11 protein-coding genes are annotated in these 14,152 nt (G+C 69.0%); 4 read left to right on the top strand and 7 right to left on the bottom strand.

Annotation, left to right across the window (positions count from 1 at the left end):
• Positions 1-39: 39 nt before the first annotated feature.
• Positions 40-1,038: an arginase family protein gene (locus tag FB468_RS15295; RefSeq protein ID WP_141888551.1), complete on the bottom strand. Its 999-nt coding sequence runs from the start codon at positions 1,036-1,038 to the stop codon at positions 40-42.
• A gap of 124 nt (positions 1,039-1,162) precedes the next feature.
• Here FB468_RS15295 and hutH point away from each other — a divergent pair, with 124 nt between their 5' ends.
• Entirely contained in the window at positions 1,163-2,746 is a 1,584-nt protein-coding gene (hutH, locus tag FB468_RS15290; RefSeq protein ID WP_141888549.1) for a histidine ammonia-lyase, read from the top strand.
• Between the two features lie 34 nt (positions 2,747-2,780).
• Positions 2,781-3,569: an IclR family transcriptional regulator gene (locus tag FB468_RS15285; protein WP_141888547.1), complete on the top strand. Its 789-nt coding sequence runs from the start codon at positions 2,781-2,783 to the stop codon at positions 3,567-3,569.
• A 24-nt stretch (positions 3,570-3,593) separates the two neighbouring features.
• Here the strand turns inward: FB468_RS15285 and FB468_RS15280 are convergent, their stop codons facing one another.
• Positions 3,594-4,202, bottom strand: coding sequence for a TetR/AcrR family transcriptional regulator (locus tag FB468_RS15280; RefSeq protein ID WP_141888545.1), 609 nt, complete (start codon positions 4,200-4,202; stop codon positions 3,594-3,596).
• An 87-nt stretch (positions 4,203-4,289) separates the two neighbouring features.
• Between FB468_RS15280 and FB468_RS15275 the strand changes: the two genes are divergently transcribed.
• The gene (locus FB468_RS15275; protein ID WP_141888543.1) at positions 4,290-5,564 is read left to right on the top strand and encodes an MFS transporter; all 1,275 of its coding nucleotides are present in this window, start codon (positions 4,290-4,292) and stop codon (positions 5,562-5,564) included.
• On the opposite strand, the gene hutI is transcribed toward FB468_RS15275, so the two are convergent.
• The 3 genes from hutI to FB468_RS15260 all read right to left on the bottom strand — a co-directional run bounded on the left by hutI (position 5,561) and on the right by FB468_RS15260 (position 10,307).
• Complete coding sequence (hutI, locus tag FB468_RS15270) at positions 5,561-6,784, bottom strand: imidazolonepropionase (protein WP_141888541.1); 1,224 nt, start codon at positions 6,782-6,784, stop codon at positions 5,561-5,563. The two genes, FB468_RS15275 and hutI, sit on opposite strands and share 4 nt — an antisense overlap.
• Positions 6,785-6,841: 57 nt before the next feature.
• Positions 6,842-8,569, bottom strand: coding sequence for a urocanate hydratase (gene hutU, locus FB468_RS15265; protein WP_141888540.1), 1,728 nt, complete (start codon positions 8,567-8,569; stop codon positions 6,842-6,844).
• Positions 8,570-8,750: 181 nt separating this feature from the next.
• Positions 8,751-10,307 (bottom strand): APC family permease, encoded by a 1,557-nt coding sequence (locus FB468_RS15260; protein WP_246055989.1) that lies wholly within the window; start codon positions 10,305-10,307, stop codon positions 8,751-8,753.
• Positions 10,308-10,562: 255 nt separating this feature from the next.
• Here FB468_RS15260 and FB468_RS15255 point away from each other — a divergent pair, with 255 nt between their 5' ends.
• Entirely contained in the window at positions 10,563-11,132 is a 570-nt protein-coding gene (locus tag FB468_RS15255; RefSeq protein WP_141888538.1) for a hypothetical protein, read from the top strand.
• A gap of 271 nt (positions 11,133-11,403) precedes the next feature.
• On the opposite strand, the gene hpaD is transcribed toward FB468_RS15255, so the two are convergent.
• Both hpaD and hpaE read right to left on the bottom strand, forming a co-directional pair.
• The gene (hpaD, locus tag FB468_RS15250) at positions 11,404-12,546 is read right to left on the bottom strand and encodes a 3,4-dihydroxyphenylacetate 2,3-dioxygenase (protein ID WP_141888536.1); all 1,143 of its coding nucleotides are present in this window, start codon (positions 12,544-12,546) and stop codon (positions 11,404-11,406) included.
• 65 nt (positions 12,547-12,611) lie between these two features.
• The gene (gene hpaE / locus FB468_RS15245; RefSeq protein ID WP_141888534.1) at positions 12,612-14,108 is read right to left on the bottom strand and encodes a 5-carboxymethyl-2-hydroxymuconate semialdehyde dehydrogenase; all 1,497 of its coding nucleotides are present in this window, start codon (positions 14,106-14,108) and stop codon (positions 12,612-12,614) included.
• Between the last annotated feature and the right edge of the window lie 44 nt (positions 14,109-14,152).

Genomic DNA, 14,152 nt, shown 5'->3' with positions numbered 1-14,152 from the left:
AGGTCAGCCCCCGCTTGAGTGCTTCCGGGGCGGCCACGGTTACGCCCTCCCGAGTCGCGCCGCGAGCCCCGCCGCCGCCTCGAGTATGCAGAGTGCGGCGAGGCGCACGGTGCGCCCGTCGGGGGTATCGGCGGTCGCGTCGACCTCGGCAATGTCGATGCCCTTGACCCGCGGGTCTGCCGCGAACACTCGCGCGAAGGCCCGCAGCTCGTGGGCCTGGATGCCGCCCGGGATTGAGGCAGGGCAGCCCGGGGCGACCGACCGGTCGCAGACGTCGACGTCGAGGTCGACGTGAATCGGCCCGCCGCCCGCCCCGGCGACCTCGAGCGCCTCCGCGGCGATCTCGGCGAGGGGGCGCGAGAACAGCTCGTCGCGGTGGATCACGGTGATGCCCCACGCCTTCGCCCGCTCGCGGTAGGCGCGGGAGTTTGCGAAGTCGGCGATGCCGATCTGCACGATCCGGCGGGGGTCGAGCCCCGCCTCGACGAGCGTGCGCACGGGGGAGCCGTTCGACCTGCCATCACGCAGGTCGTGGTGGGCGTCGAGCGTGATGAGCCCGGCCGAGCCGAGCGCGTCGCCCGCGACCCCGAGCGCGGCGGGCACCGTCAGGGCGTTGTCGCCGCCCAGGGCCACGATGAGCTCGGAGCGCGCGGCGAGCTCGCGTACGGCAGCCGCCGCCGCGACCTCCCCGGCCTCGGTGTCTGGATCAGCGACGTCCCCCGCGTCGCGAATCGTGAGTGCCTCCCCAAGCACAGTCTCGATCTCCTCGCCGCGTGACCCCGGCGTGCCCGCGGCGACGATGTGGTCTGAGTAGCGGCGGAGGGCCTCGCGCACCGCGGCCGGCGTCAGGTGAGCGTTCGTTGGCGACAGTGAGGTGCGTGACGTCGGAATGCCGATCAGCCCCAGGTCAATGCGGGTGCCAACGGCAGCGTCAGTGCCACCGCCAGTGCCGGCGTCGGGCGTGGGCCAGGCGCCGGCGCGCGGCCAATTCGGGTCGTGGGGGAGCGGGCGAGCGTCGTTGCTAGTTGGGGTGGTCATATTGGCAAGCTAGCAACGGAGTCGCGGGTCGCGGCATGCCACGCCGACGCCTTAGTCCGGTACCCCGGACACGAGGTGGCGCGCGATGTGCCACTTCGGCGGCCGAATGCGGTGTGATCGAACCATGACACAGAACTCACGCACCATCACTCTCGGGGACGCCCCGCTCAGCCGCGCCGACGTTGTCGCGGTCGCACGAGACGATGCGTCGATCCTGATATCGCCCGACGCGCTCGCCCGGGTGGCCGAGAGCCGCGCCGTGATCGAAACGCTCGCAGACGACACACGCCCGCACTACGGCGTCTCGACAGGCTTTGGCGCGCTCGCGAAGGTACAGATCCCTGTCGAGAAGCGGCAGCAGCTGCAGCGCAGCCTGATTCGCTCGCACGCCGCCGGCACGGGCGCCGAGGTCGAGCGCGAGGTCGTGCGCGCCCTCATGCTGCTGCGCCTGCAGACGCTCACGACGGGCCGGACGGGGGTGCGGCCAGTCGTCGTAGAGACGTACGCCGCGATCCTGAACGCGGGCATCACGCCCGTCGTCCACGAGTACGGTTCGCTCGGCTGCTCGGGCGACCTGAGCCCGCTCGCGCACTGCGCGCTCACGCTCATGGGCGAGGGCAATGTGCGCGTTGGTACTGCCGCGGATGAGGATCCGCACGCGCCGACCATCCCCGCCGCCGAAGCGCTCGCGGCCGCTGGCATCGAGCCCCTCGTGCTCGCCGAGAAGGAGGGACTCGCCCTCATCAACGGCACCGACGGCATGCTCGGCATGCTCTGCCTCGCGCTCCACGACCTTGACGGGCTGTTCGCTGTCGCCGACATCGCCGCAGCCGCGAGCATTGAGGCGCTGACCGGCACCGACGCCGTGTTCCAGCCCGAGCTGCACGCGCTCAGGCCGCACCCGGGCCAGGCGGCATCGGCCGCGAACATGGCCGCCGTGCTCGCCGACTCGCGCCTCGTGCAGCGCCCGAAGGAGGGCGAGTTCAGCCGGGTGCAAGACGCCTACTCGCTGCGCTGCGCGCCCCAGGTGCACGGGGCTGCCCGCGACACCGCTGGCCACGCGGATCGGATCGCAGCCGTCGAGCTTGCCTCCGCCGTCGACAACCCGGTCGTGCTGCCCGACGGCCGCGTCGAATCGAACGGTAACTTCCACGGCGCTCCCGTCGCATACGTGCTCGACTTCCTTGCGATCGCGGTCGCGGACCTCGCGTCGATCAGCGAGCGCCGCACGGACAGGTTCCTCGACGTCGCGCGCAACCACGGCCTCCCGCCGTTCCTCGCCGCAGACGCGGGCCTCGACTCGGGTCTCATGATTGCGCAGTACACGGCGGCGGGTATCGTCTCCGAGCTCAAGCGGCTCGCGGCGCCCGCGTCGGTTGACTCGATCCCGTCGTCGGCGATGCAGGAGGACCACGTCTCGATGGGCTGGGCGGCCGCCCGCAAGCTGCGGCGGTCGATCGACGGGCTCGCCCGCGTGCTCTCGATCGAGCTGCTAACGTCGACGCGTGCGCTCGACTTCCGCGCCGCGGAGGGGGCGGGCACACCTGCTCCGGCGACGGCCGCAATCCACGCGCTCTTCCGCACCGAGATTCCCGCGCCCGACACCGACACGTTCCTCTCGCCGACGATCGACGCGGCCCACGGGTTCGTCTCGAGTGGCGCGGTGCTCGACGCGGCGGAGTCCGCGCTCGGGCGGAACTTCGGGTAGCTCTTCTGGAGCGCGCGCCCGATAGGCTGCACCCATGACAGAGCCGAAGGTGCCCGCGGCAGACCAAACGCTGCGCATCCTGACGCTGCTCGCGCGCTCGCGCGGCCCCGTGCCCGCGAGCATCATCGCGACGCAGCTCGGCCTCCCGCGCTCGACCGCCTACCAGCTGCTCGCGACGCTGCAGGAGCACGGTTACGTCATGCACCTCGCCGAGGAAAAGCGCTACGGGCTCGGGATCGCGGCGGTCGAGCTCAGCTCAGCCTACGAGCGGCAGGAGCCCATCGCGCGCCTCGGCAGGCCGCTGCTCGCCGCACTCGTCGACCGGGTGCGCGTGAGCGGCCACCTCGCGGTGCCGAGCGGCCGCGACGTGCTGTACGTCATCGAGGAGCGCGCGCAGGGTGCCCCGTCGCTCGTGACCGACGTTGACGTGCGCCTGCCGATGCACCTCACCGCGAGCGGGCGCGCGATCCTCGCGAAGCTGCCCCGTGCGCAGGTGCGTGCGCTGTACCCGAACGCGCAGTCGTTCGCGCACCGCCTCGCGGGCCCCGACGGGGTGAACCGCTACTCGCGGCTCCGTGCCGTGCTCGACGACACGACCACGCGGGGCTTCGCGCTCGAGCGGGGCTCGGTCACCGAGGGGCTCTCGTCTGTCGCTTCGCCCGTGCTTGACCATCGAGGGTGGCCGATCGCGGCCGTTGCCGTGACGTTCAGCGATGAAGAGCACGGCGAGGGGGAGTTCGCCACTCTCGCGAGCGACGTCCGCGAGGTCGCGAACGCGCTGTCGGCGCGCATCCACGGCCGCGCGACGCCCGAGAGCTCCTAGCCCAGCCTCGCGGGCTGGCTACATCTAGCGCCCGGCCTCGCGTTCGGTGGCGAAAGCGCGCCAGCCGTCGTTCAGGATGCGGAAGGAAGCCTTGAGCATCGCCGCAGGATCGTCGTCATTGTTTGCCAGCAGTTGAATCTGTAGAACGAAACGTGCGTACGCCCGAACCTCGGCGCTCGGTTCGGAGAGGCCCATGTCTTCAGCGATGGCCGCCGCGAGAGCGTGCTCGTGCCTGGTCCACATGCGCGCGGCGTAGTCAGCGAGTGCGGGCGTGCGGTCGAGCAGTGCGAGGAACTCGCGGGTGCTGTCTCCATGCTCGGCGCGGTCAGCGAGCATTCCGTGCAGGTAGTACTCGTACAGGGCGTCGGTGATCGAGACACCTGTCGGCCTGTCTCGAACAGTTGAGACGAGCCCGTCGCGGTGCTCCTCGTCCTCGTCGAAGACGAGCGCCTCTTTCCGGGGGAAATGCGCGAACACCGTGGTCGGAGAGACGTCCGCGCGGTCGGCGATCTCGCGAATGCTCACGTTGTCGAACCCGCGCTCGAGGAACATGAGCGTTGCGGTATCGGAGATCGCCTTGCGCGTCGCCGCCTTCTTGCGCTCGCGGCGCCCGAGTGTCGGTTGCTCAGCCATGCCCCGATCCTACCGCCTTCCGCGCCATTGGTGGTATTGATTCAAAACTGGCTTGACTTCGAAACTGGTATGAGTACACTTTTGCGCATGGTTAACTCATCCGCGGTGTCCACGCAGGCGCCAGCAACCAGGCGTCGAGCCTGGCTCACCCTCATCTCCATCACCATGCTCAACGTCATCGGTATGACGGTGGTGCTCCCCGTGCTGCCCTTCGTCGTGCAGCGCTACGTCGACACCCCCGCTCACCTCGCCGTCTGGGTTGGCGTGCTCGAATCGGTGAACGCGCTGTGCGCCTTTCTCGTCGCGCCCCTCTTCGGTGGGCTGTCTGACAGGTTTGGCCGCCGCCCGGTAATCATCGTCGCGACGCTCGGCGCAGCGGTCGGATTCGCGACGTTCGGCATCGGCGGCTCGATCTGGGTGCTCCTTGCCGGCCGCGTCATCCAGGGCATTACCGCGGGGGACATGCCGGCGCTGTTCGCCTACGCCGCCGACATCACGCCGCCCGCGGAGCGGGCGAAGCGCTTCGGACTGCTCGGCGCGCTGAACGGCGTCGGCTTCATGATCGGGCCGGCCCTCGGCGGGCTGCTCGCCGCGATCCACATCGATCTGCCCGTGTTCGTGACCGCTGGGATCGCACTCGTCGTCGCGATCATCAGTTTCTTCGCGCTCCCCGAAAGTCTCGCCCCTGAGAAGCGCACGCGGCGCCTGAAGCTTGAGGGGCTCCACCCTGTCGCCGTGTTCAAGGGAGCGTTCGGCCGGCCCGAGCTGCGCGGCCTGCTCGTCGCCCTCGTCTTCGTCGCGCTCCCGTTCGGGATGTTCGTGAACAACTTCAGCGTGCTCGCGCTCGACCAGGTGCAGTGGACCGCCACGGCGATCGGGCTGCTCACCGCAGCGATTGGCATTCTCGACATCGTGCTGCAGGGCGTGCTCATGCAGGCGCTCCTGCCCAGGCTCGGTGAACGCGGCATCATCGTCGCCGGGCTCATCGCCCAGGCGGTCGGGCTCGCGGCACTCGCTATAGTCGGGTCGGTGTTTGCGGAGCCGTGGATCCTGATCGTCGGGACGCTACTCATCGGCGGCGGCCAGGGCCCCGCGACCGCGGCGATGGACGGTGTGCTGTCGCAGCAGGTCGGCGAGCACGAACAGGGGTGGATCGCCGGGGTGATGCAGTCGCTGAACACCGGCGTGAACGTCATCGCGCCGCTCATTGCCGGGGTGCTCTACGCGAGCGTCTCCCACGCGGCGCCGTACGCTCTCGGGTTCTTGCTCATGGTGGGCGCGATTGTCGTCGTGGGGCGCACGCGGTTCACGAGCCTCGCGAAGCGCGAGCGGGGAGCGGTAGAGACTGCCGCTCGTTCCTAGACCGCGCGAACGCCAGCCTTCCACACGCCGTGTGTGAGGCGCATGCCTGGCCGGTACGCGAGGTGCGTGGCCGACGGGGCGTCGAGCAGTTGCACGTCGGCGCGCGCGCCGGGGGCGATCACGCCGACGCGGCCCTGTTCCTCGCCGCGCGGATCGATCCAGCCGTCCTCGTGCATGCCGAGCGCGACCGCACCGCCAAGCGTCGCGGCCCGCACGGCCTCCTGGATCGAGAGCCCCATCTGCAGCACCGCGGTCGCGACGCAGAAGCCCATCGAGCTCGTGTACGAGGTACCCGGGTTGCAGTTCGATGCGATCGCGACCACGGCGCCGGCTTCCAGGAGCCGTTTCGCCGGGGCGAGCGGCATGCGCGTCGAGAGATCGCACGCGGGAAGCACCGTCGCGACGGTGCCGCGCGCGCTATTCGCCCAAGATCCAGCGAGCGCCTCGACGTCGGCGTCGTCGAGGAAGCCGAGGTGGTCGACGCTCAGCGCACCGTGGGCGACCGCGAGTTGGGTGCCGGGCCCGGGGCCGAGCTGGTTCCCGTGCACGCGGGTCGCGAGGCCAGCCGCGGTCGCCGCGGTGAGGATGCGCTCGGTCGCGGCCCCGTCGAACGCCCCGGTCTCGCAGAACACGTCGACCGCGCTGACGAGGGGAGCGACGGCCGCGAGCATTGGCCCGGTGACGAGGTCGAGGTACTCTGCCGGGTCAGACCCAGCCGGCACCAGATGCGCGCCGAGGAATGTGACGGCGTCGACCTGGCTCGCGGCGACGCGGGCGGAGCGCACCTCGTCCTCGACGGTCAGCCCGTAGCCGGTCTTCGTCTCCATCGTGGTCGTGCCATCGCGGAGCGCCTCGCCGACGAGCCGGCCGAGGTTCGCCCCGAGCTCGGCGTCGGAAGCGGCACGCGTTGCGTTCACGGTCACGTTGATGCCGCCGGCGGCATATCCCTCACCGGCCATGCGTGCCTCGAACTCGGCCGTGCGGTCGCCCGCGAACACCATGTGGGTGTGCGAATCGACCCAGCCCGGGAGCACCGCGCGGCCGACGGCGTCGACGCGCTCGTCCGCGGCGGGGGCCTCCGCCGCCGGGCCAACCCACGCGATCCTGTCGCCGTCGATCACTACGGCTGCGTCGCTCAGGCGCCCCCCGATCCCGGCGCCGATCGCGGGGTCGTTCGTGGTGAGCTCGCCGATGTTGTCGATGAGGATCGCGTGGGTCATGTGCTCAGTCTCCCAGGAGGTGTCGTCTGTGTCGTTCGCTTCGCGGGCCCGCCGCGATTACCAGGCGGTCTCGGTGTTGCGGATCGTCGGCTCGAGCGGCACCCGCACCCCGCGCTCCTTCGCGACCTCGTCTGCGCGCTGGTAGCCGGCATCGACGTGGCGGATGACGCCCATCCCGGGGTCGTTCGTGAGCAGCCGCTCGAGCTTCTCGGCAGCAAGCTCGGTGCCGTCGGCGACCGAGACCTGGCCCGTGTGGATCGAGCGGCCGATGCCGACGCCGCCACCGTGGTGGATCGACACCCAGGTCGCACCCGAGGACGTCGCGGTGAGGGCGTTGAGCAGCGGCCAGTCGGCGATCGCGTCAGAGCCGTCGGCCATCGCCTCGGTCTCGCGATACGGCGACGCGACCGACCCCGAGTCAAGGTGGTCGCGGCCAATGACGATCGGCGCCTTCAACTTCCCCTCGGCGACGAGCCTGTTGAAGAGCAGGCCGGCCTGGTGGCGCTCGCCGTACCCGAGCCAGCAGATGCGGGCGGGGAGGCCCTCAAACTCCACCCGCTCGGCGGCCGCGTCGAGCCACTTGTGCAGGTGGGTGTTCTCGGGAAACAGCTCCTTGAGCGCCTCATCGGTCACGCGGATGTCCTCGGGGTCGCCCGACAGCGCGGCCCAGCGGAACGGGCCGAGACCCTCGCAGAAGAGCGGCCGGATGTAGGCGGGAACGAAGCCCGGGAATTCGAACGCGCGGTCATAGCCGCCCTTGCGGGCCTCATCGTGGATCGAGTTGCCGTAGTCGAAGACCTCTGCCCCGGCGTCCTGGAACTCGACCATCGCCCTGACGTGCGCTGCCATCGCTGCCTGGGCGTCGCGAGTGAACTGCTCAGGATCCTGATCGGCGCGCGCGAGCCGCTCCTCGACCGCGTAGCCAACCGGCAGGTAGGAGAGCGGGTCATGGGCGCTCGTCTGATCGGTGACGAGATCGATCGTGACCTCGCCGGCCTGGTGGCGACGGAGGATCTCGGGGAAGACCTCGGCGGCGTTGCCGACGAGCCCGACCGACCAGCCGCGGCGCTCCTCCTTCGCCCGCTGCACCTTCGCGAGTGCTTCGTCGAGATCGGTGACGACCTCGTCGAGGTAGCGCTTGCCGGCGCGGCGGTCGAGGCGGGTCTTGTCGACGTCGACGATGAGGCACGCGCCGTCGTTGAGCGTCACGGCGAGCGGCTGCGCGCCGCCCATGCCGCCGCAGCCGCCGGTGAGCGTGATGGTGCCCGCGAGGGATCCCTTGCCCCCAATAGGGGCGATGCGGCCCTGGCCCTGGAGCTTTCGCCCCGCCGCCGCGAACGTTTCGTAGGTGCCCTGGAGGATGCCCTGCGTGCCGATGTAGATCCACGAGCCCGCCGTCATTTGGCCGTACATCATGAGGCCCTCGGCCTCGAGCTTTCTGAACTCGGGCCACGTCGCCCAGTCGCCGACGAGGTTGGAGTTCGCGAGCAGCACGCGCGGCGCCCACTTGTTCGTGCGGAAGACGCCGACGGGCTTGCCCGACTGCACGAGGAGGGTCTCGTCTTCCTCAAGGTCGCGGAGCGTGTCGACGATCGCGTCGAACGCCTCCCAGCTGCGGGCCGCGCGGCCGGTTCCGCCGTAGACGACGAGGTCGTCGGGTCGCTCGGCAACCTCGGGGTCGAGGTTGTTCATGAGCATGCGAAGCGGGGCCTCGGTCTGCCAGCTCTTCGCTGAGATCTCGGTGCCGCGTGGTGCGCGGACGGGGCGTGCGCCGGGGAGAGCCATCGTTGGTTCCTTTCAAACGGTCTGGATCAAGCCGATGACTCCATCTCACCGCGCCGGGAGGCCACAAACAACGTCGCGCCGAGCGCCCCTGTCCGGAATCCCGGACGAGGGCGCTCGGCGCGTGGAGCCGGCTCGTGTGCCGTGTTCGTGGCGGCTGCGTGGCTGGCCGTTGCTGGCGTGGCTAGAGCTCAGATGCCCCGACGACGTCGACCACCTCGGTGCCGTATGCGCCGGGCTCGGTGCCGCGACCGATGCGGGCGTAGACCTCCGGGCGCCGGGCCTTCAGCACCAGCCCCCAAATGACGCCGACGAGCCCGGCGAGCGCCACGATGATCGGGAGCACGTAGGTTTCGGCGGTCGGGGCCTCCTGCCCGAGCTGGAGGTGGAAGTTCGCGATCACCATGACGAACACCCACGCGAGCAACAGGCCCGAGACGAGGGGCGCGATGAGCGTGGTCCAGAGGCCGAGCCCTCGCCGGTCGCGCGCAAAGAACCCGATCACTGCCGCGGCGACGACCGCCATGAGCATGACGAGCCCCATCGCGCCGGTGTTCGTGAGCCAGGTGAACATAGTGAGCACCGGGAAGAGGAACCCCTGCTCGCCGAGGGCGGCCTCGCCGCCGGTCGCCCCGGCGATCGCGAAACCAGCGGTGACAAGGAGCGCAATGACCGTCTGGGAGACGGAGCCGGCCCACGGTGCGCCGGTCTTGCCGGTGTGCGCGAACCATCGGGGGAGCACGCCCTCGCGCCCGAGTGAGAAGAAGTACCGAGCGACGGCGTTGTGGAACGACTGCAGGGCCGCGAACAGGCTCGTGAGGAAGAGGATGTTCATGATGTCGACGAAGATGACGCTCACGTGCTCAGACATGAACACGAACATGAGGTCTGGGCCGAACTCCCGTGACGCCCCGACGATGTTCGACGGACCGACGCCGACGGAGAACGCCCAGGCGCTGAACGCGTAGAAGACGCCGATGATTGCGACCGCGGCATAGGTCGCGTGCGGTACGGTTCGCTTCGGGTCTTTCGCCTCCTCGCCGTAGATCGCCCCGCTCTCAAAGCCCATGAAAGCGGCGACGCCGAACACCAGCACGATGCCGAGTGACGGGCCGAACAGCTCGCCGGGGTTCAGCGTCGTCGTAGTGACGCCCTCGGGGGCCGCGGCGAATGAAAAGATGTCGAAGACGATGACCACGAGAAACTCGAGCGCGACGAGAACGCCGAGCACCTTCGCTGAGACATCGATCTTGTTCACTCCGAGGATGCCGACGGCGACGATGCCAACGATGATCCAGACCCACCAGGGTGAAGCGAACCCGAGCTTCGCCTCGAGGAACATCGAGAGCTGAAACCCGAAGAGCCCGAAGAGGCCAACCTGCATCGCGTTGTAAGCGACGAGCGCGATGAGCGATGCCCCGACGCCCGCGGCCCGACCGAGCCCGCGAGAGATGTAGGCGTAGAACGCGCCGGCGTTCGTGATGTGGCGCCCCATGGCCGTGTAACCGACGGCGAACACGGTGAGGATGACCGCGATGAGCAGGAACCCGAGGGGAACGCCGAGCGAGCCTGTGACTGCGAACGACGTGGTGACGCCGCCGGCGACCACGGTGAGCGGTGCCGACGCGGCGATGATCATAAGGGTGATCGCGGGAACGCCGAGCGTTCGGCGGCTGAGCCCGGGATCGTGCGCGGGATGCCCGTCTTGCCCGTGCTGCGCGAGTTGTGTTGCTTCGCTCATGTGCCTGAGTCCTCTCGTGGCGTCGTTGCCGGTGCGCTTCCCGGGGACCCGGGAGGCGCTTCGAACCGAGTCTAAGAAGGCGCACAGCGCGGAGAAAGTGCCCGGCTGTGTCCGCAGCGCACGGCCCATGTCTCCGAGTGCAGACCTCGCTGATTCGGCGCCTGTGGGCCTGCAACCGGCGCACGGCGCATGTCGCTTGGCGCACACCTCTCCTGCGCAGCGCCATGTCAATGGTGCCCTTCGTAGGGTTGAGGCATGCTCGCAGCGACGGTGATGCCAGTGGTGATGATCACCTCGGCCGCGCTCTGCCTGCTGTGCGGCGCGCGGTCACGAAACCCGTTGCAGCTTGTGGCGGCGTGCGTGATGTTCGCAGCCATGCTCGACCACGCGGTGACCGGGCTGGTGCCACCCGTGCTGTGGGCCGCGTTGCTTATGGGCGCCGGCCTGGGTGTTGGGCTCTCGCTGCGCTTATCTGATGGCCGCGCAACTTCCCGCGGCGGTGCGGGTGTTTCCGGCGCAGCGCCCGCAGCACTGGGGGAGCCGTGTCATGGGCACGGGATCCTGACCGCGCTGTCGTACCCCGCGATGGGAGCGCTGCTGCTCGTCAGCGCTGCCCCTCCGGCGCAGACTTCCGCGACGTCGCTGGTTGTCGAAGAGCTGCACCAGCACGGTGGGGTTCCGTCGCCCGGATTGCTGACCGTGGCCGTCGTGGTGCTGGCCTTAGGCCTTGCGTGCGTGGCGCTCGCCGCAGTCAGGGGAGGGCAGCGGCTCGCGGCCACTGATGCCGGCGCGATGTCGCTCATGCTTGGGACGATGCTCGCCTAGTTGTGCTCGCCCGGCCAACCCGGCCCGGCCTGCTCGGCCCGGCCTGCCCGGCCGACCGTACGCGACCCACCCGGCCGACACCACGCGACCCACCCACCCACCCCAAATTCTCGAATCAGCCTCAAATACCCCGGGAGTTTGATGGTGAAACGAAAAATTGGGTTGGAGGGGATGGTGGGACGCGTGGGGCGGGGATCGCCGGAAGGCACCGCCGCGGAACGCCGGAGGGGCCGGAGCGCATGCGCGCCCCAGCCCCTCCGCTGTAACCGGTCTACAGGGTGTTGCCGAGCTTGAAGCCCTTCTCACCCTCGTCGTCGCGGGTGTACGAGAACCCGTCGGCGCCGATCGTCACAGCCATCTCCGACGCGTCGGTGCGCGCGACGACGGGCTGCGGGTTGCCGTCGAGATCGAGCACGAGCGACGCATCCGTGTACCACGACGGCACGACGGGGTTGCCCCACCAGTCGCGGCGCTGGTTGTCGTGCACGTCCCATGTGACGACGGGGTTATCGGGGTCACCCGTGTAGTAATCCTGGGTGTAGATCTCGACCCGGTGCCCGTCGGGGTCGAGGATGTACAGGTAGAACGCATTCGAGACGCCGTGGCGGCCGGGGCCGCGCTCGATCCTGTCCGACATGCGCAGCGCGCCGAGCTTGTCGCAGATCGCGAGGATGTTGTGCTTCTCGTGCGTGGAGAACGCGACGTGGTGCATGCGGGGGCCGTCGCCGCCCGTTGCCGCGGTGTCGTGCACGGTCGGCTTGCGGCGCAGCCACGCGGCGTAGACGGTGCCCTCCTCATCCTGGATGTCCTCGGTGACGCGGAACCCGAGATCCTGGTAGTGGCGCACGGCTCGGGGCACATCGGGGGTGACCTGGTTGAAGTGGTCGAGGCGCACGAGCGCGCCCGGCGTGTAGAGGTCGTAGCGCCAGGCGAGCCGCTCGACGTGCTCGACGTCGTAGAAGAACTCGTACGGGAAACCGAGCGGGTCTTCGACGCGCACCGAATCACCGATGCCCTTCGTGAAGCCCTCGGAGCGGCGCTCGACGCGGCAGCCGAGCTCGGTGTAAAACGCGACGGCCTTGTCGAGATCCTCGGGTGTGCGGACTCGGTACGAGAACGCGGCGACGGCAGCGACGGGACCCTTGCGGAGCACGAGGTTGTGGTGGATGAACTCCTCGAGCGAGCGCAGGTAGATCGCGTTCTCGTCTTCCTCGGTGACTGTGAGGCCGAGCACGTCGACGTAGAACTCGCGCGACTTTGCGAGGTCGGTGACGACGAGCTCCATGTAAGCGCAGCGCAGGATATCGGGGGCGGGAACCGACGGAGTCTTGACCGGGTTGTCGGTCTGGATGGGGGCTTCCTTAGTGACGTAGAAACCGGAGGAGGTCTTTTCGCGACCCTTGAGTTCAGACATGACGTTGTCCTTCCTGGGTAGTGGTGGCGCGCCAGCTAAGGCGCGCCACCTGAATCAAACTGGGGTTACTTGCCTGCGCCGAACTTCGGCGAGTGCGCCTCGTTGAGCGTGATGTGCACTGCCTGCTGGTCGGTGTAGAAATCGATCGAGCGGTACCCGCCCTCGTGGCCAAGACCCGAAGCCTTCACGCCGCCGAACGGGGTGCGCAGGTCGCGCACGTTGTTTGAGTTCAGCCACACCATGCCGGCCTCGACCGACTGCGAGAAATTGTGTGCGCGCTTGAGGTCGGAGGTCCAGATGTATGCCGCGAGACCGTATTTCGTGTTGTTCGCGAGCTCGAGCGCCTCCTCGTCAGTGTCGAACGGGGTGATGGCGACGACCGGGCCGAAGATTTCCTCCTGGAAGATGCGCGCGTCGGGCTTCACGTCAGCGAACACGGTGGGGGAGACGAAGTTGCCGACAGGGAACTCGTCGGGACGACCGCCGCCGGCGACGAGTCGGCCCTCGGTCTTACCGATCTCGACGTAGCTCATGACCTTCTCGTAGTGCTCGGGGTGCACGAGCGCGCCGACCTCGGTCGCGGGGTCGGAGGGAAGGCCGACGACAACGTTCTTCGCCCGCTCGGCATAGCGCTCGACGAACTCGTCGTAGATCGAACGCTCGACGAGGATGCGGCTGCCGGCGGTGCAGCGCTCGCCGTTCAGGCTAAAGACGCCGAACACCGTCGCGTCGAGCGCCGACTCGAGGTCAGCGTCAGCGAAGACGACGGCCGGGCTCTTGCCACCGAGCTCCATCGAGAGGCCCTTGAGGTAGGGGGCCGAGTTCGCGAAGATAAGCGAGCCCGTGCTCGACTCGCCGGTGAACGAGATAAGCGGCACCTCGGGGTGCTTCACGAGCGCGTCGCCGGCCTCTTCACCCATGCCGTTGACGAGGTTGAAGACGCCATCGGGCACGCCTGCCTCGCGGAAGATCTCGCCCCAGAGCGACGCCGACAGCGGCGTGAACTCGGCCGGCTTCAGCACCACGGTGTTGCCGGTCGCGAGCGCCGGGCCGAGCTTCCACGACTCGAGCATGAACGGGGTGTTCCACGGCGTGATGAGGCCCGCGACGCCGATCGGCTTGCGGTTCACGTAGTTGATCTGGCGGCCGGGCACCTTGAACGTGTCGTCGTGCTGGGCCACGATGAGGTCTGCGAAGAACCTGAAGTTCTCGGCCGCGCGGCGCGCCTGGCCCTTCGCCTGGGTGATCGGCAGACCCGAGTCAAAGCTCTCGAGCTCCGCGAGCTGCGCGTCGCGCGACTCGACGATGTCGGCGACCTTGTGCAGGATCCGCGAGCGCTCACGCGGCAGCATCTTCGGCCACGGGCCCTCCGTGAACGCGCGGCGTGCGGCCGCGACGGCGAGGTCGATGTCGGCCTTCTGGCCGGCCGCGGCCTGAATGTAGGTCTCGTTCGATACGGGATCGAGAACGTCGAACTCCTCGCCGCCGACCGAGTCGACGAACTTGCCGTCGATGAAGTGGCGGATCTTGTCGGGGAGCCCTGCGGGCTTTGTGTGAGTCATGCTGTCGCCTCCGTGTTGGGGTATTGGAAACTTGGAAATGGGTG

It is taken from the genome of Leucobacter komagatae (assembly GCF_006716085.1).
Taxonomy (GTDB): domain Bacteria; phylum Actinomycetota; class Actinomycetes; order Actinomycetales; family Microbacteriaceae; genus Leucobacter; species Leucobacter komagatae.
The sequence above is the reverse complement of the archived record's forward strand: the minus strand, read 5'-3'. Positions and strand labels throughout refer to the sequence as shown.